A 24,946-nucleotide genomic window follows, 5' to 3' on the forward strand; every position below is an offset into this window, starting at 1 on the left:
ATGCGCTCCACGGCGGCGCGACCCCCGCCGGGCGGCCGGCCACCCCCGGGGGCGCCGGGCGGTTTGGCGACACCGGGCCGGGCGCCCCTGTGTGTTCTCGTCCTACGCCGACTTCTCGTGCCGTCCGTCGTTCTTCACGATCCGCGGGACCAGCGTCGGGTTCACGTTGTTGCGCACGACGTCCGCCGTGATGACGACCCGGGCCACGTCCTTGCGGGACGGGACCTCGTACATCACCGACATCAGGACCTCTTCCATGATGGCCCGCAGACCGCGCGCGCCCGTGCCGCGCAGGATCGCCTGGTCGGCGATGGCTTCCAGGGCCGGGCGGTCGAAGTCCAGCTCCACGCCGTCGAGTTCGAAGAGGCGCTGGTACTGCTTCACCAGCGCGTTGCGCGGCTCGATGAGGATCTTGAGCAGGGCCTCGCGGTCGAGGTTGTGCACCGAGGTGATGACCGGGAGACGGCCGATGAACTCCGGGATCATCCCGAACTTCACCAGGTCCTCGGGCATGACCTCCTGGAACTGGTCGCTCGCCTCGATCTCGCGCTTGGAGCGGATCGTCGCCCCGAAGCCGATGCCCTTGGCGCCCGCACGCGACTCGATGATCTTCTCCAGGCCGGAGAAGGCGCCGCCCACGATGAACAGCACGTTCGTCGTGTCGATCTGGATGAACTCCTGGTGCGGGTGCTTGCGGCCGCCCTGCGGCGGTACGGAGGCGGTGGTGCCCTCCAGGATCTTGAGGAGCGCCTGCTGGACGCCCTCACCGCTCACGTCACGCGTGATCGACGGGTTTTCGCTCTTCCGGGCGACCTTGTCGATCTCGTCGATGTAGATGATCCCGGTCTCGGCCTTCTTGACGTCGTAGTCGGCCGCCTGGATCAGCTTGAGCAGGATGTTCTCGACGTCCTCGCCGACATAGCCGGCCTCCGTCAGCGCCGTCGCGTCGGCGATGGCGAACGGGACGTTGAGCATCCGGGCCAGGGTCTGCGCGAGCAGCGTCTTGCCGGACCCGGTGGGGCCCAGCAGCAGAATGTTGGACTTCGCCAGCTCGATGGCGTCGTCACGGCCCGCGCCGCCGCTGTTCTCGCCGGCCTGGACGCGCTTGTAGTGGTTGTACACCGCGACCGAGAGGGCCTTCTTCGCGGGCTCCTGCCCGACGACGTACCCCTCGAGGAACTCGTAGATCTCGCGCGGCTTGGGGAGTTCCTCCCACCGGACCTCGCTCGTCTCCGCGAGTTCTTCCTCGATGATCTCGTTGCAGAGGTCGATGCACTCATCGCAGATGTACACACCGGGTCCTGCGATGAGCTTCTTCACCTGCTTCTGGCTCTTTCCGCAGAACGAGCACTTGAGCAGGTCGCCGCCATCACCGATGCGTGCCACGAGGTGCTTCCCCTTCGCCTGGGAGCGCTTGGTTCAGCGACTCCTGGTGCCTCATATTCGACGGTACCTTGCCGGGCCCCCCGTTCGGGCCCCCCTTGGCACGGTTCGCATGGTCGTGATTCAGCCACGCCGACCGTGCCAGGGGAAGGCCGAGCGTCAGGCTGCCGCGGCGGCCGTGCTCTTGCGGGTCGAGACGATCTGGTCGACCAGGCCGTACGCGAGGGCGTCCTCGGCGGTCAGGATCTTGTCGCGCTCGATGTCGTCGCGGATCTTCTCGATCGGCGTCGAGGAGTGCTTGGCCAGCATCTCTTCCAGCTGGGTCCGCATCCGCAGGATCTCGTTGGCCGCGATCTCCAGGTCGGAGAGCTGCTCACGGCCGGTGCCGCCGGAGGGCTGGTGGATCAGCACACGGGCGTTCGGCAGGGCCATCCGCTTGCCGGGCGTGCCGGCGGCGAGCAGCACGGCCGCGGCGGAGGCCGCCTGGCCCATGCAGACCGTCTGGATGTCCGGCTTGACGAACTGCATCGTGTCGTAGATGGCGGTCAGCGCGGTGAAGGAGCCACCGGGGCTGTTGATGTAGATCGAGATGTCGCGGTCCGGGTCCATCGACTCCAGGCACAGCAGCTGCGCCATGACGTCGTTGGCGGAGGCGTCGTCGATCTGCACGCCGAGGAAGATCACGCGCTCCTCGAAGAGCTTGGCGTACGGGTCGTACTCACGGATGCCCTGCGACGTACGCTCCACGAAGCGCGGGACGACGTACCGGTTGTCCATCGGAGCGCCGGTGTAGAGGCCGCTCGGGGAGAGGTTGTTCTGCATCTGGATGTTCACCGTCCTGGTGGCGTTCGGTGGGCTGGGGCTGTTCAGCGGACTGCCGGCGCTCAGGCGCCCGTGCCGCCGCCGCCCGGAACGCCCGAAGCGGCAGAGATGATCTCGTCGATGAGGCCGTAGTCCTTGGCCTCCTCCGCGGTGAACCAGCGGTCACGGTCGCCGTCGCGGATGATCGCCTCGACCGTCTGACCGGAGTGGTGCGCGGTGATCTCGGCCATGCGCTTCTTCGTGCGAAGGAGGTACTCGGCCTGGATCTTGATGTCCGAGGCCGTACCGCCGATGCCGGCGGAGCCCTGGTGCATCAGGATGTCGGTGTTCGGCAGCGCGAAGCGCTTGCCGTTGGCGCCGCCGGTCAGCAGGAACTGGCCCATGGAGGCCGCCATGCCCATACCGATGGTGACGACGTCGTTGGGGATGTACTGCATGGTGTCGTAGATGGCCATACCGGCCGTCACCGAGCCACCGGGGCTGTTGATGTACAGGTAGATGTCCTTGTCCGGGTCGGCGGCAAGGAGCAGCATCTGCGCGGTGATCTTGTTGGCGATCTCGTCGTCGACCTGCTGGCCGAGGAAGATGATGCGCTCGCCGAGCAGCCGGTTGTAGACATGGTCGCCGAGGCCACCACCGATGGACGGCTCACCCGCGGCGTAAGGCTTCAGATTCGTCACGTATCCACCTGCTCGTCTCCGACGGCGACGGCCGTCTCGCGTCTCGTTCTGAGGGCAGTGCCCTCGTATTCATGGACCCTAACGCGCAGGTAGGACAACACCATCCCGGTTCCCTAACTGTTCGCTGGGAGCGCAAGGTTGTCGACGCCCGCGCGGAGCCCGGAACCGGGCCCCGGATACGGGCACGGGCCCGGCGCACAGCAGTGCGTCCGGGCCCGTGGACCTGCGGTTCGAGCGAGGCTCAGGCCTCGTTCTTCTCCTCGGCGACCTCGGCGTCACCGGTGACGGCCTCGACCGTCTCGGCGGCGGCCTCGGCCTCGTCCTCGTCGTCCTCGAGGTCGACGACCTCACCGTTGGTGTCGACGACCTTGGCGGCCTCGACGACGACCGCGAGGGCCTTGCCGCGGGCGACCTCGCCGACGAGCATCGGCACCTGGCCACCCTCGACGACGGCCTGGGCGAACTGGTCGGGGCTCATGCCGGAGGAGGCGGCGCGGCGCATGAGGTGCTCGGTGAGCTCCTCCTGGCTGACGTTGAGCTTCTCCTTGTTGACGAGCTCATCCAGGATGAACTGCGTCTTGATGCCCTTCTCGGCCTGCTCCTTGGTCTCCGCCAGGAACTCTTCCTCGGTCTTGCCCTGGATCTCCAGGTACTTCGCGAGGTCGAGGCCCATCTGGCCGAGCTGGTGGTGCTCCAGGTTGTGCTTGCGGGTGTTGATCTCGTCCTCGAGCAGCTTCTCGGGCATCGGGACGTCCGCCAGCTTCAGCAGCTCGTCGAGGACGCGCTCCTGGGCCTGGGTGGCCTGGTCGAACTGCTTCATGTTCTCGAGACGCTTGCGGCTGTCGGCCTTGAGCTCGTCGAGGGTGTCGAACTCCGACGCGAGCTGCGCGAAGTCGTCGTCGAGCTCGGGGAGCTCACGGGCGGCGACGGCGGTGACCTTGACGGTGACCTCGGCGTCCTTGCCCTCGGCGGAGCCGCCCTTCAGCTGCGAGGTGAAGGTGGCCTCGCCGCCGGCCTCCAGGCCGGTGACGGCCTCGTCGATGCCGTCGAGGAGCTCGCCGGAACCGATGGTGTACGAGACGCCCTGGGCGACACCGTCGGGCAGGACCTCGCCGTCGACCTTGGCCTCGAGGTCGAGGGTGACGACGTCGCCCTCGGCGGCGGCGCGCTCGACCGGGTTGGTGGAGGCGAAGCGCTCGCGCAGCTGCTGCACGGACTTCTCGACGTCCTCGTCGGTGACCTCGACCGCGTCGACGGTGACCTCGATGCCGGAGTAGTCCGGGATCTCGATCGTCGGGCGGATGTCGACCTCGGCGGTGAAGGCCAGCAGCTCGCCGTCCTTCAGCTCGGTGATGTCGACCTCGGGCTGACCCAGCGGGTTGACCTCGGCCTCGTTGACGGCCTCGGTGTAGAACTTCGGAAGGGCGTCGTTGACGGCCTCCTCCAGCACCGCACCACGGCCGAACCGCTGGTCGATCACACGAGCCGGGATCTTGCCCTTACGGAAGCCCTTGACCGTGACCTGCTGGTTGATCTTCTTGTACGCCGCGTCGAGGCTGTCCTTGAGCTCCTCGAAGGGCACCTCGACAGTGAGCCGAACCCGGGTCGGGTTCAGGGTCTCCACGGCGCTCTTCACGGTTCGGTCTCCTTGGTGGCTGATTCTTGGATTCTGCCGATGCCGCTGGGTGGCGGTTCCGGCCGATCGGCCCGGTCAGAGAGACACACGGGCACGCAGCTTGCATAGTAACCGCAAGCGGGATGAGGCCCACAACGCGATCTTGCATCGCGCGATCATGGTGGTCGGGGTGGCGGGATTTGAACCCACGGCCTTCCGCTCCCAAAGCGGACGCGCTACCAAGCTGCGCCACACCCCGTCGGTGCGACACGTAGGGTACATGCACGAGGACGGTGCGACGCCCCCTCTTTATGGGGTGTGCGGGGACCGCCCGGGACCCGCTACGATGCTGTCCGTGCCGCGGCCTTCGTGACCTGCGGCGCGACCTGTGCGGGCGTAGCTCAATGGTAGAGCCCTAGTCTTCCAAACTAGCTACGCGGGTTCGATTCCCGTCGCCCGCTCCATACGACTCCGGCCCGGCCCCTTTCGAGGGGCCGGGCCGGAGTCGTTCGCCGCCGGAAAACCCCGGGCCGGATGTCCGAACCTCCCGATAGGTTCGCCCCGCAGTGATCAACTCTGGTCAGCTGCTTGTCGGGGAGGGGACCCATGAAGAGAACGAACACCTGGCTGGGGGCGGCCTCGCTGGCCCTGGCGTGCGCGGCCGGGCTGCTGGGGGGCGGGACGGCGCAGGCCGCGGAGGAGTATCCGTACACGCCGGGAGATCCGAAGACGCTGCCCGGGGGGACGTGCGTGACCTCCGGCGCGCTGCCCTGGATCGGGAACACCGATGTCAGCTTGACCCTGCGCGTGGACGGCCAGAGCAGCACCGAGGGGCACCCGCAGGTGCACTACGTGCTGTGGCAGGGCAGCGATGCCGGAGCCACCACGCCGATCCTCGACCTGTCCATCGGCGCGTCCGCGGGGAGCTACGCCACGCTGCGGGTGCCCGAGGACCGGTTGCCCGAGGGCGAGGGCTACTGGTGGCAGGCCCGGCTGGAGAGCACGAGCGGCGCCTCCGCCTGGACCGCGCCGTGCGGCTTCAACGTGGACCGGACGAGGCCGGGCGCGCCGGCTGTGGCTTTCGCGGACAAGGAGGCGTATCCCAACGGGGCGCCGCCCGGGACGGTCCGCACGGTGCGTGTCAGCCTTCCGGCGGGGACCGAGGCAACGCATTTCTGCGTCGACCCGAAATACACCACCGCCGATTGCACGGCCGACACCATGGTGCCGGTCGGAGCCGACGGAACCGCCACGACGACGTTCGTCACCCCCGAATCGACCGGTCCGGGCTCCGTCTGGGTGCGGGCCCGCGACCGCGCGGGCAATCAGTCCGACCGCGCGTCCGCCGACTACTGGATCACCTACCCGTTCGTCGAGCGCTTCGGTGACTACGACAGCGACGGCCGCGCCGATCTCCTCGGTGTCGGCGCGGACGGGAAGCTCACCCTGCGCGTCGGCCAGGAGGGCGGCGGCTTCGGCGCCCCGGTCGTCGCGGACGGCCGGGACTGGTCGAACGCGCGGCTGGCACGGGCGAGTTGGCTCGTCAACCGGTACGGCCCGCAGGAGCCGAACGATGTCCGCAACGACATCGTCGCGCTGCGGGACGGGAAGCTGTTCGCGTACCCGGGGAACGGCGAGGGCGGCTTCGGCGCGCCGGTGGAGATCACCGGGTACGACTGGTCGCGCGTCACGGACATCTCGCTGAGCCGGAGCGAGAGCACCATGCCCATGCTGCTGGCCAAGGAGGGGGACCGGCTCCTGCTCTTCCACCTGAACAACGGGGGGCAGCTCTACGCCGGTGATCCGTACGTCCTCGCCGCGAGTGGTTGGGCGTCGAAGTCGGTGCACTTCGCGGAGGGCCCCGAGGAGGTCGGGCTGCCGTTCTTCTGGGCACGGGACACGAAGAAGGGGACGGTGGCGTACTACCCCGTCGAGAACGGCACCACCGAGCTGTGGGCCTTGGGGACGCCGACCACCGTCGCCCCGTCCGGCTGGTCCGCGCGTCAGCGGCCCTCCGTGGCCGTCGTCGGGGACCTGGACGGCGACGGGCGGAGCGATCTGGTCACCGGTGACCGTTCGGGCGCGCTGCTGCTCCACCCGGCCGCCGAGGACGGCTCGCTGGGCGCCCCGGTGACCCTGCACGCCTCGGGCTGGAGGGGCGTCAGCTTCTTCTGACGCGCCGCGGCACACCTGTCACGGGCCCCCGTCGGGATCGACGGGGGCCCGTGGCCGGTTCAGAACTTGATGGAGCTCACGGTCTGCGTTATCGAGTCGAGGAAGCGCTGGATGTCGTCGGCCATGCCCGTGGAGGCAAGGAAGAAGCCGAAGAGCACCGCGACCACGGCCGGGCCGGCCTTGAGGTTTCCGCCGCGGATCAGCACCACCAGGATGATCGCCAACAGCAGCACCACAGACAGTGAAATGGCCACAACTGATCACACCCTCGGTCGGTCCCACCTTGCCGCCCGGGAGCGCACGTCACAGAACACCCCCGCTGCATCCATCGTGCCACCAACTTCTTGCCCACCGGCCCCGGGTGACGAATCGTGGACGGAGGAATCGAGCCAACCCGCGAGAATTCGTCTTGATCGTTTCCGGCTCGGGTCAGCTGTCGGTGAGCCCGAGCAGTCCTCGTACGGTGGCGTACTTGGCGGTCAGCCGGGTGCGGGTCGGCTCGTCGAGGAGGGCGAGGCGGGCCGGGTCCGCGTTGTGCGCGAGGTCGGCCTCCTTGACGAGGAGGGCGCCCGGGACGGCGAGGATCCGCCGTGTGTACGACTCCGGTCCCTCGCCCGGTCGCTTGGTGAGCGCGAGGACCATGTCCTTGACCGAGCGCGGGAGTTCGGCCGAATCCAGCCACTCGACGGAGAGCGCGTCGTCCTCGACGGAGTCGTGCAGCCAGGCTGCGGCGATCTGCTCCTCGCTCCCGCCCCGCGCCCGTACCCCCTCGGCCACCGCCCGCAGGTGCTCGGCGTACGGGCGTCCCGCCTTGTCGGTCTGGCCCTCGTGGGCCGCGACGGCGAGCGATTCGACCTGGGCGAGGGTGAGGTACGGCATGGACCGACTGTACGGCGCGGTGCGACGGAGCGCTGCCCCGGGGAGCTCAGGTCCGGCGGCTGATGAGCAGCAGGGCGCGGTCGTCGTTGACGTCCTTCGCGCAGGCCTCGATCAGGTGCCAGGCCGCGCCCTCGAAGCCGGAGGCGACGTAGCGGTCGGCCTCGCCCGTGAGGCGGTCGATGCCCTCGGCGATGTCCCGGTCGGCGGATTCGACGAGTCCGTCGGTGAAGAGCATGAGGACGTCGCCGGGCTCGAGCGAGCCCTTGACCGGGTGGAACTCGGCGCCGTCGTAGACGCCGAGGAGCGGGCCCTCGCCGGACTTCTCCTCCCAGCGTCCGGTGCCCGCGTGGAGCTGGAGCGCCGGAAGGTGGCCGGCGGACAGCAGTTCATAGTCCCCGGACTCCAGGTCGAGCACCAGGTGGATGGAGGTGGCGAAGCCCTCGTCCCAGTCCTGGCGCAGCAGATAGCCGTTGGCGGCCGGCAGGAAGCCGTGCGGCGGCAGAGAGCCGAGCAGACCACCGAAGGCCCCGGAGAGGAGAAGGGCGCGCGAGCCGGCGTCCATGCCCTTGCCGGACACGTCCGTGAGCAGGACCTCCAGTGTGCGGCCGCCGTTCGTGCGGGCCGCGACGACGAAGTCGCCGGAGAACGACTGGCCGCCGGCCGGGCGCAGCGCCATCTCGCGGTGCCAGCCCTTGGGGAGCCGCGGCAGGGCGCTCTGGGCCCGGATGCGTTCGCGGAGGTCGAAGAGCATGGTGCCGCCGCGCCGCCAGGGCACGCCGACCCGGGCCCGGAACTGGGCGATGAGCAGCCCGAAGAGTCCACAGGCCGCGACGACCAGCACCGTGCCGGGCGTGACGCGGACCGGGCCCTGGGTGTACGGGCCGAGCACGATCGACTCGACGATCAGGGCGCCTGCGGCCGTCGCGTACAGACCGAGCAGGCTCGCGGGGCGCAGGAGCAGTCCGCCGGCCACGATCGGCAGGACGAGCGCGGCGGGCGAGCACCACACCGGATTGGTGAGTGTGCCCCAGGTGATCGCGGGAATGGTGAGGAGCAGACCGGCGAAGGCGACCCAGTCGGAGCCCTCGCCGCGGAAGTAGTCGACACCGGATCTGCGCAGGGAGATGCGGACCCGGTGCGCGCGTTTGCGCATCCGGGCCGAGTACGAAGCGACACCCGGGCGATTTCTCATTGGCCTGGACCCTATCCACCCGGTCGGACCTCGTGCAGGGGGACCCCTCAGACATTGCGCGCGAAATCGGGTCGCGTTCCCTTGCCGGGCGTTGATATCGATGGCATATGACGACTGAACTGCGGGTGCTGGACGCGGCCGAGTGGGACGACTGGTACGGGACTCTGGAGCTCGCCTTCGGAGGCGTTCCGGAGGCCCCGGAGGAGCGGCGGCTCTGGCAGGACCTGACCGAGCACGACCGCTTCATCGGGGTCTGGGACGGCGAGAGCTGTGTCGGCACGGCGGGCGCGTTCACCTTCCGGATGTCCGTACCGGGTGGGGCGATCGTGCCGACGGCGGGCGTCACGATGGTGAGCGTGGCCGCGACGCACCGACGGCGCGGGATCCTCAGCTCGATGATGCGGCGTCAGCTCGATGACGTACGCGCGTGGGGCGAGCCGCTGGCCGTCCTGACGGCGTCGGAACCGGAGATCTACGGACGGTTCGGCTACGGCATCGCCACGTACCAGACGCGGGCGTCGATCGACACGACCCGGGTGGGGCTCACGGTGCCGGAGGGGACGGACGAGGTGGTGCTGCGGCAGGCCGACCCGGTGAAGGCGGCCGCGGCCTGCGAGGCCGTCTACGCGCGGCTGGTGCCGCGCCGGCCCGGCATGCTGGCCCGCCGGCCCCATTGGGAGCGGCTGCCGCTGATCGACCCGGAGGGCGAGCGGGGCGGGGCCTCGCCGCGGCAGTGCGTGCTGGCGGAGCGGGACGGGGAGGTCGTCGGGTACGCGCTGTACGCGATCAAGCCGGAGTGGTCGCCGGCCGGGGCCGACGGCAGTGTGCTGCTGAAGGATCTGGGGGCGCTGGACCCAGCGGCGGAGGCGGCGCTGTGGCGGTTCCTCTGCTCGATCGACCTGACGTCCTCGGTCCGGATCCACGGCAGGCCGGTGGACGACGCCTGGCAGCACCTGGTGACGGATGTGCGGCGGTGCGCTCCGACGCAGCGTGACTCGCTGCACCTGCGTCTGGTGGACGTGGGTGCGGCGCTGTCGGCGCGGACGTACCAGGCGCCGGTGGACGTGGTGTTCGAGGTGGCGGACGCGTTCTGTCCCTGGAACGAGGGGCGTTGGCGGCTGACGGGGGACGCGAAGGGGGCGGTGTGCGTCCGTACGGACGAGGCCGCGGATCTTTCGCTGTCCGTACGGGAGTTGGGGGCTGCGTACCTGGGGGGCGTGAGCCTGACCTCGCTGGCCGCGGCGGGGCGGGTGCGGGAGCTTCGGGGCGGGGCCCTGGTGGAGGCGTCGGTGGCGTTCGGGTCGCCTGTCGCGCCGTGGTTGCCGCACGGGTTCTGACGCGGCAGCCTCGTGGGCGGGGGGGGCCGGAGCGTCAGCGCTGCTGGCAGCCTGGGCACCAGAAGAGGTTGCGGGCGGCGAGGTCGGCGGTGCGGATCTCGGCGCCGCAGATGTGGCAGGGGCGGAGGGCCCGGCGGTAGACGTAGACCTCGCCGCCGTGGTCGTCGACGCGCGGCGGGCGGCCCATCGCCTCCGGCGTGTGCTCGGGGCGGACGGTGTCGATGCGGTTGTGGCGGACACCTTCGCGCATCAGGTCCACGAGGTCGTCCCAGATCGCGTCCCACTCGGGGCGGGTCAGATCCCTGCCCGCGCGGTACGGGTCGATGCCGTGCCGGAAGAGGACCTCCGCGCGGTACACGTTCCCGACGCCCGCGATGACCTTCTGGTCCATGAGCAGGGCCGCGATCGTCGTGCGGGACGTCGAGATCCGGCGCCACGCCTTGTCCGGATCGTCGCCACCGCGGAGCGGGTCCGGGCCAAGGCGGTCGTGTATCGCCCGCTTCTCGGGCTCGGTGATCAGCGCGCAGGTGGTCGGACCGCGCAGGTCGGCGTAGTGGTCGTCGTTGACGAGGCGCAGCCGGACCGTCTCGGTGGGCGGCGGCGCCGGAGTCGTACCGAAGCCGAGTTTGCCGAACAGGCCGAGGTGCACGTGGACCCAGCCGATGTCCTCGAAACCGAGGAAGAGGTGCTTGCCGTGGGCGTCGACACCGTCCAGGACCCGGCCGTCGAGCAGGGCGGCGCTGTCCGAGAACTTGCCCTGCGGGCTGCTCACGCGCACGGGCCGTCCGGCGAAGCGCTCCAGGTGGTCCTCGGCGAGGCGGTGGATCGTATGCCCCTCGGGCACTGCTGTTCTCCTCGACGGCATGGCCGTGCCGCCGGGGTGAGCCGGCGGCACGGGGGACGGGCGGTCAGCCCTGCTGCGGGTGGTGGGCCGGGATCGGGGGGAGCTCGCCGGTCGTCTCGTACGCGGAGAGCATGTCGATCCGGCGGGTGTGACGCTCGTCACCGGAGTACGGGGTGCTCAGGAAGATCTCGACGAACTTCGTCGCCTCTTCCTGGGTGTGCATCCGGCCGCCGATGGCGACGACGTTGGCGTTGTTGTGCTCGCGGCCGAGGGCGGCGGTCTGCTCGCTCCAGGCGAGGGCCGCGCGCACCCCCTTCACCTTGTTCGCGGCGATCTGCTCGCCGTTGCCGGAGCCGCCGATGACGATGCCCAGGCTGTCCGGGTCCGCGGCCGTCTTCTCGGCGGCACGCAGGCAGAACGGCGGGTAGTCGTCCAGGGCGTCGTAGATGTGGGGTCCACAGTCGACGGGCTCGTGGCCATGGGCCTTCAGCCACTCGACGAGGTGGTTCTTGAGTTCGAAACCGGCATGGTCGGAGCCGAGGTACACGCGCATGGTTCCGAGTGTGGCACGCGGGGTCCCGGGTAGCGGTCAGCGGGGTCGGGGCCGTCACCCGTACTGGTCTGGACCTACGGATTTCGCACAACGATCCGGAATCTGGTCTTCCGATCACCCCGGGTCACGGGTTTCAATGCTCCAGCTCGCGACCCGAGCGCCCCTCTCACGTTAGGAAGCGTTCATGAACACGCAGCCGACCCTTACGAAGGAAGGCGGGAACACCGGAACCACCGGTGATTCCCAGCATTCCGACGGACTGAAGGCCGGTCTGAAGAACCGCCATCTCTCGATGATCGCCATCGGTGGCGTCATCGGCGCCGGACTCTTCGGCGGCTCCGCGGCCGGCATCAAGGCCGCGGGCCCCGGCATCCTGCTGTCCTACGCGCTCGTGGGCACGATGGTCGTCTTCGTCATGCGGATGCTCGGCGAGATGTCCGTCGCCAACCCGACCTCCGGCTCCTTCTCGGCGCACGCCGACCGGGCGCTCGGACGCTGGGCGGGCTTCTCCATCGGCTGGCTGTACTGGTTCTTCTGGGTCGTCGTGCTCGCCGTCGAGGCGACCATGGGCGCGGACATCCTGAACGGCTGGATCCCGTCCGTCCCCCAGTGGGCGTGGGCGCTGATCGTGATGGTCGTCCTGACCGCCACCAACCTCGGCTCGGTCGCCTCCTACGGTGAGTTCGAGTTCTGGTTCGCCGGCATCAAGGTCGTCGCCATCGCCGCCTTCATCGTGGTCGGCGGGCTGGCGATCTTCGGTGTCCTGCCCGGCGCCGACACCTCGGCGGCCGGACTGAGCAACCTCACCGAGCACGGCGGCTTCCTGCCCAACGGCTACGGCGCGATCCTCACGGGCATCCTGATGGTCGTCTTCTCCTTCATGGGCAGCGAGATCGTCACCCTCGCCGCCGGGGAGTCCTCGGACCCGCGCCGCGCGGTCGCCAAGGCCACCAACAGCGTGATCTGGCGGGTCGGCATCTTCTACCTCGGCTCGATCCTGGTGGTCGTCTCGCTGCTGCCGTGGAACGACCCGTCGCTGCAGAAGGACGGCTCGTACGTCGCGGCGCTCAACTCGATCGGCATCCCGCACGCCGGTCAGATCATGAACGTCATCATCCTGACCGCGGTGCTGTCCTGCCTGAACTCGGGCCTCTACACCGCCTCGCGCATGGCCCACTCCCTCGGCCGGCGCGGTGACGCGCCGAAGGCCTTCGCCCGGACGACCGAGAAGGGCGTGCCGCGGGCCGCCATCATCGGGTCGGTCGTCTTCGGCTTCGTCGCCGTCTTCTTCAACTACAAGTGGCCCGACACGGTCTTCGCCTTCCTGCTGAACGCGTCCGGCGCGATCGCGCTCTTCGTCTGGCTGGTCATCTGCTTCTCGCAGCTCCGCATGCGGAAGATCATCCTGCGGGAGGCCCCGGAGAAGCTGCTCGTGAAGATGTGGCTCTTCCCGTACCTCACCTGGGCGACGATCGCGATGATCGTCTTCGTCCTCGGCTACATGCTCTACAACGGCGGCTCCGCCCGTGAGCAGGTCCTGCTGTCGCTGCTGGTGGGTGGCCTGGTCGTGGCGATCGCCGTGGTCCGCGAGCGCTTCGGGAAGACCGCGGAGCCCGTCACGAAGGACTGAATCCATACCTGACGGCCGATGTCAGGTATGAGCGGGAGGCTCTCCGTACACCGACCACCTCGGGAACGGAGAGCCTTCTCATGTCCATCGCCGCCCAGTACGTCTTCCGCCCCGGCGACCCCGGGTACGCCCAGGAGATCGCCGGTTTCCAGACCGGCTTCACCGTCCGCCCCGAGGTCGTCGTCGGGGCCACCGACGCCGAGGAGGTCCGGGCGGCCGTCTCGTACGCCGCCGAACGCGGGCTGCCGGTCGGTGTCCAGGCCACCGGGCACGGGCTGCCCGGCGCGGCCGAGGGCGGGATGCTGATCACCACCCGGCGGATGGACGGGGTCCGGATCGACCCCGTGGCGCGGACCGCGCACATCGAGGCCGGGGTGCGCTGGGGGCAGGTCGTCGAGGCGGCCGCCCCGCACGGCCTCGCCCCGCTGAACGGGTCGGCGCCGGGCGTGGGGGCCGTCTCGTACACGCTGGGCGGTGGTGTGGGGATCCTCGCCAGGGAGTTCGGCTGGACCGCCGACCATGTGCGCGCGCTCGACGTGGTCACGGCGGACGGCGCCCTGCGGCAGGTGACGGCCGCGAGCGACCCGGAGCTGTACGGGGCGCTGCTCGGCGGGGGTCAGAACCTCGGTGTGGTGACCGCGCTGGAGGTGGGCCTGGTCCCGGTCGCGCGGCTGTACGGCGGGGACATCTCCTTCGACGGGCGCCGGGTGGATCCGGCCACGATCGTGCGGGCGTACCGGGAGTGGGCCGAGACCGTGCCGGACACGGTGACGTCGACGTTCGCGGCGCTCGTCTACCCGGACGCCCCGATGCTGCCGGAGCCGCTGCGCGGCGCCTACGTCGTGTCGGTGCGGCTCGCGTTCACCGGGGACGCGGCCGAGGGCGAGCGGCTCGTGGCGCCGCTGCGGGCGATCGGTCCCGCGCTCTCGGACTCGCTGCGGGAGATGCCGTACACCGAGAGCCACACGATCCACAGCGACCCGGACTTCCCCCACGCCTACTGGGGCGACGGCATCACCGTGAGCGATCTGCCGGTGGACGCCGCGGCCGAACTGCTGCGGCTCACCGGGCCCGCGGCGGACCGGATGGCCGTGCTCCAGATCAGCCACCTGGGCGGCGCGCTCGCCCAGGAGCGGCCCAACGCGGTGCCGCACCGCGACGCGCGCTTCCTCGTGCGGGCGCTGTACCCGATCGGCGAGGACGGCACGGGACCGATCAAGGAGCTCCACGCGCGCGTGGAGCTGACGGTCGCTCCGTGGGCCACCGGCCGGGCGCTGAACTTCCTGTTCGGGGACGGCGAGCGTACGGAGGGGCTGTACGACGCCGAGACGCGCAAGAGGCTCGCCCGGGTCAAGGGGATGTACGACCCGGCGAACCTCTTCCGCAGGAACTACAACATCGTGCCCGGGTAGCGTCTCAGCTCTTCCGGCCGATGAGCTTCCAGGCGGTGGGCAGCACGCCCATCGCGAGCGCGGCCTTGAGCGCGTCGCCGATCAGGAACGGGGTCAGGCCGGCCGCGACGGCCTGCGGCAGCGACATGCCGGTGGCGAGGGCGAGGTACGGCACGCCCACCGCGTAGATGATCAGGGAGCCGAGCGCCATCGTGCCCGCGGTGCGGAGCACGGAGCGGTCGGCTCCGCGGCGCGCGAGGGCGCCGACGACGGTGGCGGCGAGCAGCATGCCGAGGATGTAGCCGAAGGAGGGCATCGCGTAGCCCGAGGTGGCCTGCGCGAACCAGGGCACGCCCGCCATGCCGACGAGGGCGTACACGGCGAGGGAGAGGAAGCCGCGGCGGGCGCCGAGCGCCGTGCCGACGAGCAGGGCCGCGAAGGTCTGGCCGGAGACGGGGACCGGGGAGCCGGGGACCGGGACGGCGATCTGCGCGGCGATGCCGGTGAGCGCGGCGCCGCCGACGACCAGCGCGATGTCGCGGGCCCGGCTGGCCGGGACGAGGTCGGCGAGGACCGTTCCCGGGCGGAGGGAACGGACGGGTGCGGCGGCGGTGCTCATCGGTACTCCGCAGGGGTGAGAGTGGCAGGGTCATGTTGACCGTAGTCGAGGAGTGAACGCTCGATCACCATCAGCCGCTCACAAAGCGGAGGTTGAGCCCTTCGTCGGAATCGGACAAACAGCAGCGCCCAATCCCGCGCGCCACGTGATGCTTGTCACTGGGAAGCTCGCCGAGAGGTCCCTTTTGCGTCAAGGGGCCGTCACCGGGGAGACTGTGGGTTCTCCATAAATCCCTTGGTGAATCCAGCGAGAGCACGAGCCCTTCCCATGCACGACGCGCCGCCCTCCTCCCCGGCTCCCCTCGCCCCCGAACCGGAGCCGCTCTCCCACGGGCTGAAGCAGCGTCATCTGACGATGCTCGGGCTCGGCGGGGTGATCGGGGCCGGTCTCTTCGTCGGCTCGGGCGCGGGCATCGCGGTCGCCGGGCCCGGCATCGTCCTCTCGTATCTGATCGCGGGCACGCTCGCGATGCTGGTCATGCGGATGCTCGGCGAGATGTCGGCGGCCATGCCGGCCTCGGGCGCCTTCTCCGTCCACGCCGAGCGGGCGCTCGGGCGCTGGGCGGGCTTCTCGGTGGGCTGGCTGTACTGGTTCCTGCTGGTCGTCGTCCTCGCCGTGGAGGCCACGGGCGCGGCGCAGATCGCGCACGGCTGGGTGCCGGGCGTCCCGCAGTGGGGCTGGGTCCTGATCTTCATGATCGTGTTCACCGTCGCCAACCTCGCGGCGGTGAAGAACTTCGGCGAGTTCGAGTTCTGGTTCGCGGCGCTCAAGGTGGGCGCGATCGTCCTGTTCCTGATCCTGGGGACGCTGGCGATCGTCGGGTGGCTTCCCGACACCTATCCGGTGGGGACGGCGAATCTGACCGGCCAGGGCGGTTTCCTGCCCAACGGCTGGGAGGGCGTGGTCTCCGGAGTCCTCGCCGTCGTCTTCGCCTTCGGCGGTCTGGAGGTCGTGACGATCGCGGCCGCCGAGTCGGACGACCCGGCGCGCAACGTGGCGCGCGCGGTGCGCAGCGCCGTGTGGCGGATCCTCTTCTTCTACGTCGGCTCGATGCTGGTCATCGTGACCCTGCTGCCCTGGACCTCCATGAAGCCGGGCCAGTCGCCGTACGTCGCCGTGCTCGACTCCCTCGGGGTGCCGTCGGCCGGCCAGATCATGAACGTCGTGGTCTTCGTGGCGCTGCTGTCGGCGCTCAACGCCAATCTGTACGGCTCCTCGCGGATGGTCTTCTCGCTCGCCGAGCGCGGCGAGGCGCCGAAGGGGCTGCTGAGGGTCTCGGCCGGCGGGGTGCCGCGCCGGGCGGTGCTCGCGTCGGTCGCCTTCGGCTTCGTCTCGGTGCTGCTGAATCTGAAGTGGCCGGATTCGGTCTTCCTCTACATGCTCAACGCGGTCGGCGCCGTCCTCCTCTTCGTCTGGGGTCTGATCGCGGTCTCCCAGCTGAGGCTGCGCCGCCGGATCGAGCGCGAGGCGCCGGAGACCCTGACCTTGCGGATGTGGGGTTTCCCCTGGCTGACCTGGGCGGCGCTGGCCGCGATGGGTGCCGTCCTGGTGCTGATGCTGACCGATGACGGGGCTCGGCCGCAGGTGTTGTGGTCGGGCGCGGCCACCGGGGCCGTCCTGCTGGTGGCCTGGCTGCGGGAGCTGCGTACGGCTCGGTCATGATCCTTCACTTTGTGTGAAGATCGTGACCGTATAGCGGACATCTGTTCCCTGTGAGCGGGGAGCCCGCTCAGACTGTGGGCCGTTCCCCCGTCTCAGCCAATGAACAGGGCGGCCCATGTCACGGACCACCGCGCCCGAGCCCGTCGACCGCAAGGACGACCGGGCACCCCTCTCACAGGGACTCACGCACGGCCTCAAGCAGCGTCATCTCTCGATGATCGCCCTCGGTGGCGTCATCGGCGCCGGCCTCTTCGTCGGCTCAGGCGCCGGTATCGCCGCCGCCGGTCCCTCGATCGTGGTCGCGTACGCGATCTCGGGGCTCCTGGTCATGCTGGTGATGCGCATGCTCGGCGAGATGTCGGCGGCGAACCCCGCCTCCGGTTCCTTCTCCGTCCACGCCGAGCGCGCGATCGGCCCGTGGGCCGGCTTCACCGCGGGCTGGGCCTTCTGGTTCCTGCTCTGCGTGGCCGTCGGCCTGGAGGGCATCGGCGCGGCGAAGATCATGACCGGCTGGTTCCCGGGCACCCCGGAGTGGGCCTGGGTGGCCCTCTTCATGCTGGTGTTCTGCGCGACCAACCTGGCGGCGGTGAAGAACTTCGGCGAGTTCGAGTTCTGGTTCGCCGCGCTCAAGGTCGGCGCGATCGTCCTCTTCCTCGGCATCGGCGTACTCGCCATCGTCGGCGTGCTGCCGGGCTCGGACGCCCCGGGCACCGCGAACCTCACCGGTGACGGCGGGTTCTTCCCGAACGGCTCCGAGGGTCTGATCGTCGGTCTGCTCGCCTCCGTCTTCGCGTACGGCGGCCTGGAGACGGTCACCATCGCCGCGGCCGAGTCCGAGCACCCCGTGCAGGGTGTCGCCAAGGCCGTCCGTACGGCGATGTGGCGCATCGCGCTCTTCTACATCGGTTCGATGGCGGTCATCGTCACGCTCGTCCCGTGGGACGACGAGGCGGTCGTCGCCAAGGGCCCGTACGTGGCCACGCTCGACCACCTGGGCATCCCGGCCGCCGGCCAGATCATGAACGTCGTCGTCCTGATCGCCCTGCTGTCGGCCATGAACGCCAACATCTACGGCGCGTCCCGGATGGCCACCTCGCTGGTCGCCCGCGGTCAGGGCCCGAAGGCGCTGGGCCGGACCTTCGGCGGCGTGCCGCGCCCCGCGGTGCTCGTCTCCTCGGTCTTCGGCTTCCTCTGTGTGCTGCTGAGCTACTGGCGGCCCGACGACATCTTCGTCTGGCTCCTGAACACCATCGGCGCGATCATCCTCGTCGTCTGGTTCTTCATCGCCGTCTCGCAGCTGCTGCTGCGCCGCCGGACCGAGCGCGAGGCGCCGGAGAAGCTGGTCGTGAAGATGTGGGCGTTCCCGGTGCTGACCTGGGTGGCGCTGGCCGGCATGGCGGTGATCTTCTTCCTGATGGCCCGTGAGGAGGGCACCCGGGTCCAGCTGTACTGGACGGGCGGCCTCACGGTGCTGCTCGCCGCGATCGGCCTCGTCGTGCAGAAGGCGCGCGGGCCGGTGTCGCAGGACGCCTGACCCCGCCGCGTACGCACGGAACCCCCGGACCTCTCGGTCCGGGGGTTCTTGCGTTTTCCGACGCGAGACCTAGGCCCAACGGCTGATCAACTTCGGAGCTCTACTGCTGTTAGCCTGCACTTGCATATAGATTGCAATAAGCACCAGCAGCGAGAGGCTCGGCACATGGCGATCTACACCCTTCCGGAACTGCCGTACGACTACGCGGCGCTGGAGCCGGTGATCAATCCGCAGATCATCGAGCTGCACCACGACAAGCACCACGCCGCGTACGTCAAGGGCGCCAACGACACCCTGGAGCAGTTGGAAGAGGCGCGCGACAAGGAGCAGTGGGGCTCGATCAACGGCCTGGAGAAAAACCTGGCCTTCCACCTCTCCGGCCACATCCTGCACTCCATCTACTGGAACAACATGAACAGCCCGAAGGACGGCGGCGGCGGCGAGCCGCTGGCCGCCGACGGCGTGGGGGACCTCTCGGACGCCATCACCGAGTCCTTCGGCTCCTTCGCGAAGTTCAAGGCCCAGCTGACCAAGGCCTCCGCGACCACCCAGGGTTCCGGCTGGGGTGTCCTCGCGTACGAGCCGATCAGCGGCCGGCTGATCGTCGAGCAGGTCTACGACCACCAGGGCAACGTGGGCCAGGGCTCGATCCCGGTGCTGGTCTTCGACGCCTGGGAGCACGCCTTCTACCTGCAGTACAAGAACCAGAAGGTGGACTTCATCGAGGCGATGTGGCAGGTCGTCAACTGGCAGGACGTGAACAAGCGCTACCAGGCCGCCAAGGCGTCCGTCCCGCTGATCTCCATCTGATCAGCACCCCTCGGTCGTCCTGCTCGTGATCGTCTTCTCAACCTTCACCGGGCGGGCGGAAGAACGAAGAACCCCCGTGATGACGTGAATCACGGGGGTTCTTCCATGGTGCCGGGGCGGACTACTCGAAGCTCGGCGCCGCCGTCCGCGTGCGCTTGATCTCGTAGAAGCCGGGCGTCGACGCCACCAGCAGCGTGCCGTCCCACAGCCGGGCCGCCGCCTCGCCGCGCGGGGCCGGGGTCACGACGGGACCGAAGAAGGCGACCTGGTCGCCGTCCGCGCCCGGGACGGAGATGACCGGCGTGCCCACCTCCTGGCCGACCTTGTCGATGCCCTCCTTGTGGGAGGCGCGCAGCTCGGCGTCGTACGTGTCCTTGTCGGCGTACTCCACGAGCTCGGCCGGCAGGCCGACGTCCGCGAGGGCCCCGGAGATCGCCTCGCGCGTGGGGCCCTCGCCCTTGTTGTGGAAGCGGGTGCCGAGCGCGGTGTAGAGCTTGCCGACGACCTCGTCACCGTGCAGCTGCTGGGCCGCTATGACCACGCGGACCGGGCCCCAGGCCTGGGTCTCCAGCATCTCCCGGTACTCGGCCGGGACCTCGTCCAGCTTGTCCTCGTTCAGGACGGCCAGGCTCATCACCTTCCAGCGCACGTCGACCGGGCGCACCTTCTCGACCTCGAGCATCCAGCGGGACGTCATCCAGGCCCAGGGGCACAGGGGGTCGAACCAGAAGTCGGCGGTGGTCCTGCTCTCGGACATGTCACTCCTCAGGGACGGGTGTCTGTGCGCCAGAAGCGGCAACGTCCTCGGGCGGCGGGTGCATTCCCCGAGTGCCGAACGTCAGTGGCACATGGGAGGATCGGTGCTGTTTCGAACGCGCCACGAAGGAGTGACCGTGCCCGGTGAGAATCTGTCCCGCGACGAGGCCCGCGAGCGGGCCGCGCTGCTGTCCGTCGACGGGTACGAGGTCGCCCTCGACCTGCGCTCGGCGGTCGGCGAGTCCGGGGAGGACGTGCGCACCTTCCGTTCGGTGACCACGATCCGCTTCCGCCGCACCGGCGCCGGCTCCGCCACCTTCGTCGACCTGATCGCCCCCGCGGTGACCTCGGTCGAGCTGAACGGGCGGGCGCTCGACCCGGCCGTCGTCTTCGACGGCGCGCGGATCGCGCTGGACGGCCTCGCGGACGAGAACGTGCTCGTGGTGGACGCGCAGTGCGCCTACAGCCGGACCGGCGAGGGCATGCACCGCTTCGTGGACCCGGAGGACGGCGAGGTCTACCTCTACACGCAGTACGAGCCGGCCGACGCCCGCCGCGTGTACGCGAACTTCGAGCAGCCCGACCTCAAGGCGCCCTACCGCTTCGCGGTGACGGCGCCGGAGGGCTGGACGGTGTGGAGCAACGGCGCCGGGGAGCAGGACGCCGACGGCGTGTGGCGTTTCACGGAGACGGCGCCGATCTCGACGTACATCACCTGTGTCGTCGCGGGGCCGTACCACTACGTCACCGACACGTACAAGCGGACCCTTCAGGACGGGACCGAGCTGGAGATCCCGCTCGGGGCGATGTGCCGCAAGGGGCTCGCCAAGCACTTCGACGCGGACGACGTCTTCCTGATCACCAAGCAGGGCTTCGACTTCTTCCACGACAACTTCGACTATCCGTACCCCTTCGGGAAGTACGACCAGGCCTTCGTCCCCGAGTACAACCTCGGCGCGATGGAGAACCCGGGCATGGTGACCTTCCGCGAGGAGTACATCTTCCGGGGCAAGGTCACGCAGGCGGCGTACGAGCGCCGGGCGAACGTCATCCTGCACGAGATGGCGCACATGTGGTTCGGCGACCTCGTCACCATGGTGTGGTGGGACGACCTGTGGCTGAAGGAGTCCTTCGCCGACTTCATGGGCTCCTTCTCGCTGGCCGAGGCGACCCGCTTCACCAACAGCTGGGTGACCTTCGCCAACAACCGCAAGGCATGGGCGTACCGCGCCGACCAGCTGCCGTCCACCCACCCGATCACGGCCGACATCCGTGACCTGGAGGACGCCAAGCTGAACTTCGACGGCATCACGTACGCCAAGGGCGCCTCGGTCCTGAAGCAGCTCGTGGCGTACGCGGGCCGGGACGCCTTCCTCGAGGGCGCCCGCCGCTACTTCAAGCGGCACGCGTACGGGAACACGCGTCTGACCGATCTGCTGTCGGTCCTGGAGGAGACCTCCGGGCGCGACATGAAGGCGTGGTCGCGCTCCTGGCTGCAGACCTCGGGCGTCAACACGCTGACCCCGGTGGTCACGTACGACGCGGAGGGGCGCATCACAGAGCTGGCCGTCCTCCAGGACGGCGACGCGCTGCGTCCGCACCGGGCGGCGGTCGGCCTGTACAAGCTGTCGGTGGAGGGCGAGCTCGTACGGTACGCGCGGGCCGAGGCGGACATCGACGGGACGCGGACCGTGGTGGCCGAGCTCGCGGGCTCGGACCGGCCCGACCTGGTGCTCGTCAACGAGGACGACCTGACCTACTGCAAGATCCGCTTCGACGAGCGCTCCCTGGCGACCTTGCGGTCGCATCTGGGCGGCATCACGGACCCGCTGGCGCGCGCGCTGTGCTGGTCGGCGCTGTGGAACCTGACCCGGGACGGTCTCATGCCCGCCCGGGACTTCGTGGCGGTCGTCCTGGACTTCGCCGGTCGTGAGACGGACATCGGCGTGCTGCAGATGGTCCACGCCTGGGCGCGGTCGGCGGTCACGCACTACGCGGCGCCCGCGTGGCGTGCGGAGGGCGGCCGGCTGCTCGCCGAGGGCGGGCTGCGCGAGCTGCGCCTGGCCGAGCCGGGCAGCGAGCACCAGCTGACCTGGGCGCGGTTCTTCGCGTCCGTCGCCGGCTCCGACGCGGACTTCCAGCTGCTCGAGGGCCTGCTCGACGGTACGGCGAAGATCGACGGGCTCGATGTCGACCAGGAGCTGCGCTGGTCGTTCCTGGAGCCGCTGGCCACGCACGGCCGGGCCGACGAGGCCCGGATCGGCGAGGAGTTGGCCCGGGACGACACGGCGACCGGCAAGCGCCACCAGGTCCGCTGTCTGGCGGCCCGGCCCTCGGCGGCGGTCAAGGCGCAGGCCTGGGCGCAGGTCGTCGAGTCGGACAAGCTGTCGAACGCGCTGGTGGAGGCGACGATCGCGGGCTTCGTGCAGCCCTCCCAGCGGGAGCTGATCGCGCCGTACGCGGAGAAGTACTTCGCGGCGATCGAGCGGGTGTGGGACGAGCGCTCGATCCAGATCGGGATGGACGTGGTGAGGGGCCTGTTCCCGAGCCTGCGGGGCGAGGAGGCCCTGGCCTCGACGGACGCGTGGCTCGCCGCGCACGAGTCGGCCGCGCCGGCGCTGCGGCGTCTGGTTCTCGAGGGCCGGGACGACCTGGCACGGGCGCTGCGCGCACAGGCGTGCGACGCTGGGGACGCCGGGGCGTAGCCCGGAGGAGTGCCGCGGGGTGCGGCTTCCTCGACGAGGAGGGCCGCACCCCATCGGCAGTCGAACGTGCGTACTTTAGGACGAGGTTGTCCCGGTTTGGCGACGCGCTTGTAACAGCGGTTAGCGGGGGCTCGGGAAGCGGAAGACCCCCGTCATGAACCACAACACCCCCATCAGCCCCCGCCCGCTCCCCCTCCCCGCCCTCCCGGCGAACCGGCAACGCGTCGTTTCCGTCGCCGAGTTGCGCGCTCAGGGTCTGTCCGGCGCCGAGATCTCCGCGCACTGCAGGCCGGGCGACGGATGGCAGCAGATTCTTCCCGGCGTCTTTCTGCTGCACCCGGGGCAGCCCACCAGCGAGGACCGGCTGCGGGCCGCGCTCCTCTACGCCCGCCGCTCCGGCGGGGTGCCCACCCAGGGGTCGGAGGCGATGATCACCGGGCTCGCCGCGCTCGCCCTGCACCGCTTCTCGTCCGCCCCGCCGCTGCTCTCCCTGGACCTGATCGACGTCCTGGTGCCGCGCACCCGCCGGCTGCGGTCCACCGGTTGGGCCCGGGTGGTGCGCGCCCAGGACATGCCGGAGCCGCTGGAGATCACCGGGGTGCCGGTCGCCCCGGTCCCCCGGGCCCTCGCCGACGCCGTCTCCGGCCTGACCGACGCGGGCGTGGTGCGCCGGCTGCTCACCGAGGCGGTGCGCGGCGGGCACTGCGAACCCGGAGCGGTGGTACGGGAGTTGAACCGGGCCCGGCTGCTGACCCGGTCCCATGTGGTGGACGCCGTGGACTCGCTGCTCGCGGAGGGCCGGAGCATCGCCGAGGAGCGGCTGTACGAGATGGTGCGGGAGTTCGCCCTGCCCGACCCGCTGTGGAACGTGGACCTGCGGCTGCCCGGCGGCCCGCACCTGGGCGGTCTCGACGCGTACTGGCCGGACCACGCGGTGGCGGTGGAGCTGGACACCCGGGCGCCGCGGCAGGACGACGACGCGCTGTGGTCGGAGTACACCCGCAAGCGCGAGCACCTGGAGCGGCTCGGCATCACGGTCGTCCACATCACCCCGCGCAAGCTGCGCGAGGCGATGGACCAGCAGGCCACCGTGGTCCGTACGGCCCTGATGGCCGCGTCGGACCGGCAGCCCGCCGCCTACGTCGTCGTCCTGCCCCGGTGAGGGTCAGCTCTTCGGGGCCGTACCGCAGAACTCGGCCTCGATGACGGTCTGGGTGTCACCCGTCCAGTCGGCGTTGAAGTTCAGGGCGAGCGAGTGCTCGCCGTCCCTGGTGGTGACGGCCTCCGAGGCGGAGCCGTGGATGCCTCCGCCGTGGCCCCACACCTCCTTGCCGCAGCTCAGCTTCTGCCGCATGAGCCCGAGGCCGTAGCGCACCTCCGGCATCTCGGCGCTGACGGGCACCGCCTGCGTCATCTCCCGCAGCTCGGCCTTCGGCAGCAACTTCCCCTTGAGCAGGGCCCGGTAGAAGGTCTGCAGATCGTTGGAGTCGGAGATCATCTCGCCCGCCGCGTGCGCGAGGCTCGGGTTCAGCTCGGTGACGTCGTACGTCTTCGTCGCGTTCGGGTCTATCGAGAGCGTCGAGTACGCCCGTGAACTGGGCTTCGGCATGGTGACGGTCGTGCCGGGCACACTGGTGGCGCGCAGGTGCAGCGGCTTGATGATCCGGCGCTCGACCTCCTTGCCGTACGGGCGGCCGGTCGCCTTCTCGATCACCATGCCCGCGAGGACGTAGTTGGTGTTGGAGTAGTTCCAGTCGGTCCCGGGGGCGAAGTCCGGCTCGTGGGTCATCGCGATGGCGACGAGCTGCTCCGGGGTCCAGGTGTCGTAGCGGTGCTTCAGGAATTCCGGTCCGAAGACCTTCTGCTGGAAACCGGGGTCGGAGGTGACGCTGTAGACGCCGCTGGTGTGGTTGAGGAGCTGGCGGACGGTGATCTTCCGGCCGTCGTGGCCGTTGCCCCGGACGGTGCCGGGCAGCCACTTCTCGACGGGGTCGTCGAGGTCGAGGCGGCCCTCGGCCTGGAGCTGGAGGAGGACGGTGGCCACGAAGGTCTTGGTGATGGAGCCGACCCGGTAGCGGTCCTTGCCGCCGCGCTCGCCCGCCGTGCCGGTCCAGCCGGAGCGGCCGGACCGGGCCTGGGCGACGGCCCCCGGCACGCCGGCCTCGACCGCCGCGTCGAGGGCCTGCTGGGTGGCGCGGTGGTCCGTCTTCTGCGGTGCGGTGGCGGCGACCGCGGGTGCGGCGAGCGCGGTGGCGGTGAGCGCGGCCACGGCGGTGGCGGCGAGGACGGTACGGGCGGTGCGTACGGCTGACATGTGCGGGCTCCCCTGGTGTGCGTACTGCGGTCACGGGAGGGGACC

Annotated in this window: 21 protein-coding genes and 2 tRNA genes; 10 read left to right on the forward strand and 13 right to left on the reverse strand. The window is 70.0% G+C overall.

Translation table 11 applies throughout. From position 1 onward, the window contains the following. Positions 1–102 precede the first annotated feature (102 nt). The 5 genes from clpX to ACFYV5_RS20535 all read right to left on the reverse strand — a co-directional run bounded on the left by clpX (position 103) and on the right by ACFYV5_RS20535 (position 4,759). Complete coding sequence (clpX, locus tag ACFYV5_RS20515; protein WP_355115503.1) at positions 103–1,386, reverse strand: ATP-dependent Clp protease ATP-binding subunit ClpX; 1,284 nt, start codon at positions 1,384–1,386, stop codon at positions 103–105. Positions 1,387–1,542: 156 nt separating this feature from the next. After that, positions 1,543–2,205, reverse strand: a complete 663-nt coding sequence (locus ACFYV5_RS20520; RefSeq protein ID WP_137994695.1) for an ATP-dependent Clp protease proteolytic subunit — start codon at positions 2,203–2,205, stop codon at positions 1,543–1,545. A gap of 62 nt (positions 2,206–2,267) precedes the next feature. Then, on the reverse strand, positions 2,268–2,885 hold the full coding sequence (locus tag ACFYV5_RS20525) for an ATP-dependent Clp protease proteolytic subunit (RefSeq protein ID WP_355115501.1): 618 nt from the start codon (positions 2,883–2,885) through the stop codon (positions 2,268–2,270). Between the two features lie 241 nt (positions 2,886–3,126). Further along, positions 3,127–4,521: a trigger factor gene (gene tig, locus ACFYV5_RS20530; RefSeq protein ID WP_355115499.1), complete on the reverse strand. Its 1,395-nt coding sequence runs from the start codon at positions 4,519–4,521 to the stop codon at positions 3,127–3,129. Positions 4,522–4,682: 161 nt separating this feature from the next. After that, positions 4,683–4,759, reverse strand: a tRNA-Pro gene (locus ACFYV5_RS20535). Between the two features lie 131 nt (positions 4,760–4,890). Between ACFYV5_RS20535 and ACFYV5_RS20540 the strand changes: the two genes are divergently transcribed. Together ACFYV5_RS20540 and ACFYV5_RS20545 are read left to right on the forward strand one after the other, a co-directional pair. Continuing rightward, positions 4,891–4,964: transfer RNA gene (locus ACFYV5_RS20540), tRNA-Gly, on the forward strand. A gap of 142 nt (positions 4,965–5,106) precedes the next feature. Then, a complete protein-coding gene (locus tag ACFYV5_RS20545) occupies positions 5,107–6,675 on the forward strand; it encodes a hypothetical protein (protein ID WP_389170267.1) in 1,569 nt (522 codons plus the stop codon). A 59-nt stretch (positions 6,676–6,734) separates the two neighbouring features. Here ACFYV5_RS20545 and ACFYV5_RS20550 read toward each other — a convergent pair whose 3' ends face one another. From ACFYV5_RS20550 to ACFYV5_RS20560, 3 genes are all read right to left on the reverse strand, one after another. Continuing rightward, positions 6,735–6,929: a hypothetical protein gene (locus ACFYV5_RS20550; protein ID WP_147978023.1), complete on the reverse strand. Its 195-nt coding sequence runs from the start codon at positions 6,927–6,929 to the stop codon at positions 6,735–6,737. Between the two features lie 175 nt (positions 6,930–7,104). Next, complete coding sequence (locus ACFYV5_RS20555; RefSeq protein WP_355115495.1) at positions 7,105–7,554, reverse strand: HD domain-containing protein; 450 nt, start codon at positions 7,552–7,554, stop codon at positions 7,105–7,107. A gap of 46 nt (positions 7,555–7,600) precedes the next feature. Further along, positions 7,601–8,746, reverse strand: a complete 1,146-nt coding sequence (locus tag ACFYV5_RS20560; RefSeq protein WP_389170272.1) for a PP2C family protein-serine/threonine phosphatase — start codon at positions 8,744–8,746, stop codon at positions 7,601–7,603. Positions 8,747–8,853: 107 nt separating this feature from the next. On the opposite strand from ACFYV5_RS20560, the gene ACFYV5_RS20565 reads away from it, so the two are divergent. Further along, entirely contained in the window at positions 8,854–10,083 is a 1,230-nt protein-coding gene (locus ACFYV5_RS20565) for a GNAT family N-acetyltransferase (RefSeq protein WP_389170275.1), read from the forward strand. A gap of 34 nt (positions 10,084–10,117) precedes the next feature. Here the strand turns inward: ACFYV5_RS20565 and ACFYV5_RS20570 are convergent, their stop codons facing one another. Together ACFYV5_RS20570 and ACFYV5_RS20575 are read right to left on the reverse strand one after the other, a co-directional pair. Next, positions 10,118–10,927 carry an Fpg/Nei family DNA glycosylase gene (locus tag ACFYV5_RS20570; RefSeq protein ID WP_389170278.1) on the reverse strand — a complete coding sequence of 270 codons (810 nt, stop codon included), beginning with the start codon at positions 10,925–10,927 and terminating at the stop codon, positions 10,118–10,120. Between the two features lie 64 nt (positions 10,928–10,991). Then, positions 10,992–11,480 (reverse strand): ribose-5-phosphate isomerase, encoded by a 489-nt coding sequence (locus ACFYV5_RS20575; protein WP_355115489.1) that lies wholly within the window; start codon positions 11,478–11,480, stop codon positions 10,992–10,994. Positions 11,481–11,664: 184 nt separating this feature from the next. Here ACFYV5_RS20575 and ACFYV5_RS20580 point away from each other — a divergent pair, with 184 nt between their 5' ends. Together ACFYV5_RS20580 and ACFYV5_RS20585 are read left to right on the forward strand one after the other, a co-directional pair. Further along, positions 11,665–13,110: an amino acid permease gene (locus tag ACFYV5_RS20580; RefSeq protein WP_355115488.1), complete on the forward strand. Its 1,446-nt coding sequence runs from the start codon at positions 11,665–11,667 to the stop codon at positions 13,108–13,110. Between the two features lie 80 nt (positions 13,111–13,190). Then, the gene (locus ACFYV5_RS20585) at positions 13,191–14,522 is read left to right on the forward strand and encodes an FAD-binding oxidoreductase (protein ID WP_389170282.1); all 1,332 of its coding nucleotides are present in this window, start codon (positions 13,191–13,193) and stop codon (positions 14,520–14,522) included. Positions 14,523–14,526: 4 nt separating this feature from the next. Here ACFYV5_RS20585 and ACFYV5_RS20590 read toward each other — a convergent pair whose 3' ends face one another. After that, complete coding sequence (locus tag ACFYV5_RS20590; RefSeq protein WP_389170285.1) at positions 14,527–15,120, reverse strand: biotin transporter BioY; 594 nt, start codon at positions 15,118–15,120, stop codon at positions 14,527–14,529. A 267-nt stretch (positions 15,121–15,387) separates the two neighbouring features. Between ACFYV5_RS20590 and ACFYV5_RS20595 the strand changes: the two genes are divergently transcribed. From ACFYV5_RS20595 to ACFYV5_RS20605, 3 genes are all read left to right on the forward strand, one after another. Then, positions 15,388–16,782 carry an amino acid permease gene (locus ACFYV5_RS20595; RefSeq protein ID WP_389170288.1) on the forward strand — a complete coding sequence of 465 codons (1,395 nt, stop codon included), beginning with the start codon at positions 15,388–15,390 and terminating at the stop codon, positions 16,780–16,782. 115 nt (positions 16,783–16,897) lie between these two features. Further along, positions 16,898–18,316 (forward strand): amino acid permease, encoded by a 1,419-nt coding sequence (locus ACFYV5_RS20600; RefSeq protein WP_389170291.1) that lies wholly within the window; start codon positions 16,898–16,900, stop codon positions 18,314–18,316. 165 nt (positions 18,317–18,481) lie between these two features. Continuing rightward, positions 18,482–19,126, forward strand: a complete 645-nt coding sequence (locus tag ACFYV5_RS20605) for a superoxide dismutase (protein WP_355115480.1) — start codon at positions 18,482–18,484, stop codon at positions 19,124–19,126. A gap of 121 nt (positions 19,127–19,247) precedes the next feature. Here the strand turns inward: ACFYV5_RS20605 and ACFYV5_RS20610 are convergent, their stop codons facing one another. Further along, positions 19,248–19,883: a DsbA family protein gene (locus ACFYV5_RS20610; RefSeq protein ID WP_389170294.1), complete on the reverse strand. Its 636-nt coding sequence runs from the start codon at positions 19,881–19,883 to the stop codon at positions 19,248–19,250. A gap of 136 nt (positions 19,884–20,019) precedes the next feature. On the opposite strand from ACFYV5_RS20610, the gene pepN reads away from it, so the two are divergent. Both pepN and ACFYV5_RS20620 read left to right on the forward strand, forming a co-directional pair. Continuing rightward, positions 20,020–22,587, forward strand: coding sequence for an aminopeptidase N (pepN, locus tag ACFYV5_RS20615; protein ID WP_389170298.1), 2,568 nt, complete (start codon positions 20,020–20,022; stop codon positions 22,585–22,587). A gap of 154 nt (positions 22,588–22,741) precedes the next feature. Next, on the forward strand, positions 22,742–23,749 hold the full coding sequence (locus ACFYV5_RS20620) for a hypothetical protein (protein WP_389170301.1): 1,008 nt from the start codon (positions 22,742–22,744) through the stop codon (positions 23,747–23,749). Positions 23,750–23,752: 3 nt separating this feature from the next. Here ACFYV5_RS20620 and ACFYV5_RS20625 read toward each other — a convergent pair whose 3' ends face one another. Next, the gene (locus tag ACFYV5_RS20625; RefSeq protein WP_389170304.1) at positions 23,753–24,901 is read right to left on the reverse strand and encodes a serine hydrolase domain-containing protein; all 1,149 of its coding nucleotides are present in this window, start codon (positions 24,899–24,901) and stop codon (positions 23,753–23,755) included. Positions 24,902–24,946 lie beyond the last annotated feature (45 nt).

It is taken from the genome of Streptomyces sp. NPDC003035 (genome assembly GCF_042888285.1).
Classification (GTDB): domain Bacteria; phylum Actinomycetota; class Actinomycetes; order Streptomycetales; family Streptomycetaceae; genus Streptomyces.